The sequence below is a fragment of the Burkholderia sp. LMG 13014 genome, from assembly GCF_905232215.1.
Lineage (GTDB): Bacteria > Pseudomonadota > Gammaproteobacteria > Burkholderiales > Burkholderiaceae > Burkholderia.
This window is the reverse complement of sequence record NZ_CAJNKE010000621.1, coordinates 1-3,357: the sequence shown is the minus strand read 5'-3', so window position 1 is coordinate 3,357 and position 3,357 is coordinate 1. Positions and strand designations below refer to the sequence as shown.

4 protein-coding genes are annotated in these 3,357 nt (G+C 67.3%); all 4 read right to left on the bottom strand.

Features of this window, described 5'->3' with window-relative positions:
* A partial coding sequence (locus tag JYJ84_RS32025; RefSeq protein WP_275890754.1) for a thiamine pyrophosphate-binding protein occupies positions 1–522 on the bottom strand: 522 nt, incomplete at its 3' end.
* Positions 519–2,204 carry a phosphoenolpyruvate mutase gene (gene aepX, locus JYJ84_RS32020; RefSeq protein WP_122949425.1) on the bottom strand — a complete coding sequence of 562 codons (1,686 nt, stop codon included), beginning with the start codon at positions 2,202–2,204 and terminating at the stop codon, positions 519–521. The genes JYJ84_RS32025 and aepX, both read right to left, overlap by 4 nt.
* Entirely contained in the window at positions 2,201–2,968 is a 768-nt protein-coding gene (locus JYJ84_RS32015) for an NTP transferase domain-containing protein (protein WP_174956500.1), read from the bottom strand. The genes aepX and JYJ84_RS32015 overlap by 4 nt, the downstream gene beginning before the upstream one ends.
* A gap of 36 nt (positions 2,969–3,004) precedes the next feature.
* On the bottom strand, positions 3,005–3,357 hold a 353-nt coding region (locus tag JYJ84_RS32010; RefSeq protein ID WP_205189956.1), incomplete at its 5' end, for a lysylphosphatidylglycerol synthase domain-containing protein.

Genomic DNA, 3,357 nt, shown 5'->3' with positions numbered 1-3,357 from the left:
CGGGTTGGCCTTCAGTTCATACGGCGCGACGCTGCCTTTCTGCATCACGAGCGCGTACGGGCGGCCCGTCGCGTCCATGTGCGCGATCGCGCGGTCGAGTGCCGGGCCGACCTGTTCGGGGTCGGTCGGGAACGTCTCCCACGGGATCTCCATCGTGTCGAGCATCGCGGGCGTGATCGGGCCCATCAGCGCGTGCTGCGGCTCGTCGGCCACGCCCGGCTGACCGCGCCACGTGACGATCAGCAGCTGCGGCAGGCGGAACGTCCAGGTCAGCGACGTGAGCGGGCTCACCGCGTTGCCGAGCCCCGAGTTCTGCATCATCGCAATGCCGCGCTTGCCGCCGAGCGTCGCGCCCGCGATCAGCGCGACCGCGTCGCCTTCGTTCGCGGCCGACACGTAATTCAGCGTCGGGTCCTGCAGCACGTAATTGATGAACGGCGTCAGGTACGAGCAGGGCACGCCCGCGTACCAGTCGAAACCGCGCTCGCGCGCGGCCTCGACGAACTGGGCCGCTTCGATCATTGCGCGCCCCCGTTGCCGGCGCCCGGTTCCGACAGCGGCGTCTGGCCGTGCGCGAAGTCGCCCGCGCGGCGGAAGTCTTCGAGATCGTTGACGCCGCGCCAGTGGCCGTGCACGTACTGCACCTCGATCTTCTCGCCGGCGGCGATCAGTTCGTTGAGCAACGACGGGATGTCGAGCGTGTCGAAATCAGGACGCGCCTGCAGCGTGACGAGCATTGCCTTCAAGCGGTCGACACCGGCGCCGCGCACGTTCAGCAGGCCGATCCAGCGGCCGTGCGGCGTGCCTGCTGCGACATCGCTCGAGACGCGTTGCAGGTACGTCTTCTGGCCGAACAGGCCGCGATCGTCCTCAGCCGAGCAGAGCGCGAAATCGCGCACGCTCTGGTTGGTCTCCGTGAGCGACGAATCGACCACCACGCTGAACTCGGCCTCGCTCTCCGCGAGGTCGCGCACGATGTAGCTGCGGAACAGCAGGTCGCCGTACGAGATCACGGTGTCGCCGGTCAGGCGTTCGGCTGCGCACGCGAGCGACGCGAGTTCACCCGTTTGCGCATGGCGTTCGTTGACGACGAGCTTGATGCCCGACGTATCGATCGCGTCGGCACGATAGCCGCCGACCACGGTGATGTCGTTCACGCCGTGCGTCTTGAAGCCGTCGACGAGCCAGCGCAGCAGCGGCTTGCCGGCGACCGGCAGCATGACCTTCGGCTTGTCTTCGGTCACGGCTTCGAGGCCCTTGCCGCGGCTCGCGGCGAGCACGATCGCCGCGTTCGACGCGCGCGACGACGACGACAGGTAGATACGCTCGGCGGCCGAGTATTCGTCGGCGTCCTGCAGGCGGAAGATCTCGTTGACCGATGCGACGCGGTCCTCGACGTTGATCAGCGTTTCGCTTTCGTGGATCTCGCGCGCGGTCGCCTGCATCGCGGATGCCGACGCGCGGATCAGGTGGTTCGCCCAGATCACGGTGCTGATGCCGGCCTGGCGGAACACGTCGGTCGGCGTGCTGTAGTACTTGGTCGGCACGATCACGAGCGGCGCCTTGCCGCTCCATTCGCGCGCGAACTGCAGGATCTCGTCCGGGCGCGACAGCTTGCTGTGGATCAGGATCGCGTCGGCGCCGGCTTCCGCATACGCGTTCGCGCGGCGCAGCGCCTCGTCCATGCCCCAGCCTGCGATCAGTGCCTCGACGCGCGCGACGATCGAGAAGTCGGGATCGGTCTGCGAATCCTTGCCGGCCTTGATCTTGCCGCAGAACTCGTCGATTTCCGCGAGCGGCTGGCGCTCGCCGCCGATGAAGCTGTTCGTCTTCGGAAACTGCTTGTCCTCGATACAGACGCCGGCGATGCCGCGCTGCTCGAGCTTCTTGACGAGGCGGCGCACGTTGTTGAAGTTGCCGTAGCCGGTGTCGCCGTCGAGCAGGATCGGCAGGTCGCTCGCGTCGGCCATGAATTCGAGCACGTCGACGACCTGGGTCCAGCTCGCCTCGTTGTTGTCACGCACGCCGAACTGCGCGGAGATCGCGAGGCCCGATGCCCAGATGCCCTTGAAGCCGGCCTCGCGGACGATCCGCGCGGACAGGCCGTTGTGCGCTTCCATCAGGAATTCGAGGTCGCTGCTGACGAGCATGCGGCGCAGGCGTGCGCTGCGCGATTCGGTGAAGTTGGGTTCGCGTGCGTTCATCGTGCGACTCCTGCGGTGGTGCGTTGAATCAGGGGGAGGATTTCTTGCGTGGCGCGGTTGACGTCGTTCGGGAAGTCGATCTCGATCCACGGCGAGCCGGTGACGTCGGCGACGTCGAACGAATGACCGCCTTCGAGCAGCAGGTCGCGCACGGCTTCCTCGTGCGGCATGTTCGCGCGGCCGCTGTCGACGTAGCCCGCGACGATCGTCGCGAGGCGGCGCGCGGTGCCTTCGGTGAAGCGGAAGAAGCCGACCGATTCACCGATCGTGTCGTACTCGAGGTCGACCGCGAGCTGCTTGCGCAGCTCGACCGGCACGCCGTTCTTCAGGCACAGCTTGACGGGCTCGTCGCCGGCTTCGAAGTCGCGATCGATCAGCAGGCGGTCGACCGCCTTGTCGGAATCGGCCACCAGCGCGTGCAGGATGTTCTCGTCATACAGCACGTCGGCGTCCATCAGCAGCACGTCGCCGCCGCGCGTCATCGCATCGGCGACGGTATGCACGGTCAGCACGCTGCCGAGGTCGTAGCGGTCGTTGATCACGATCTCGGCCTGGCGGCCGAGGCGCTTCAATTCCTGCTCGACCTTCTCGTGCTGGAAGCCCAGCCCGAGCACGATCTCGTCGACGCCCGCGGCATCGAGCACGCGCAGATGCCGCTCGAGCAGCGAAACGTCGTCGAAGCGCAGCAGGCACTTCGGGAACTGCGCCTCGGGCGGTTGTTGCAGGCGCAAGCCGAGGCCTGCCGCAAGAATGATGGCTCGCATGGGTTCTCCAACCAAAAAGCCGGCGGATCTGAACGATCAGTCGGCGAGCGGCTGCGGCGCACGGCGCCGCTGCCAGTTTCTTTCACTGAAATGCAGATAGAGCAGGCCGGGCAGGCCGAGCGCGAGTTCGCGCGCGCGTTTCGCAAGCGACAGCGCGAGCGCCGCGTCGGGCGGCAGTCCGACCAGCGGCGCGAGCAGCAGGTAACCGCCTTCCTGCGCGCCGAGCGAGCCCGGGATCGCGAAGGCCGCGCCACGAATGGCCTGACCGACGCTCTCGAGCAGCAGCGCGTCGAGCCAGCTCACCGGGTGCCCGAGGAAGTGCAGCGCGAGCCACACTTCCGCGGTGCCGACGATCCAGCCGACGAGACTCAATGCGAACGTCTTCGCGA

Excerpts from the sequence above, each read along its gene's own strand:
- JYJ84_RS32015 (WP_174956500.1), bottom strand. The coding sequence starts at position 2,968 with ATGCGAGCCATCATTCTTGCGGCAGGCCTCGGCTTGCGCCTGCAACAA.
- aepX (WP_122949425.1), bottom strand. The coding sequence starts at position 2,204 with ATGAACGCACGCGAACCCAACTTCACCGAATCGCGCAGCGCACGCCTG.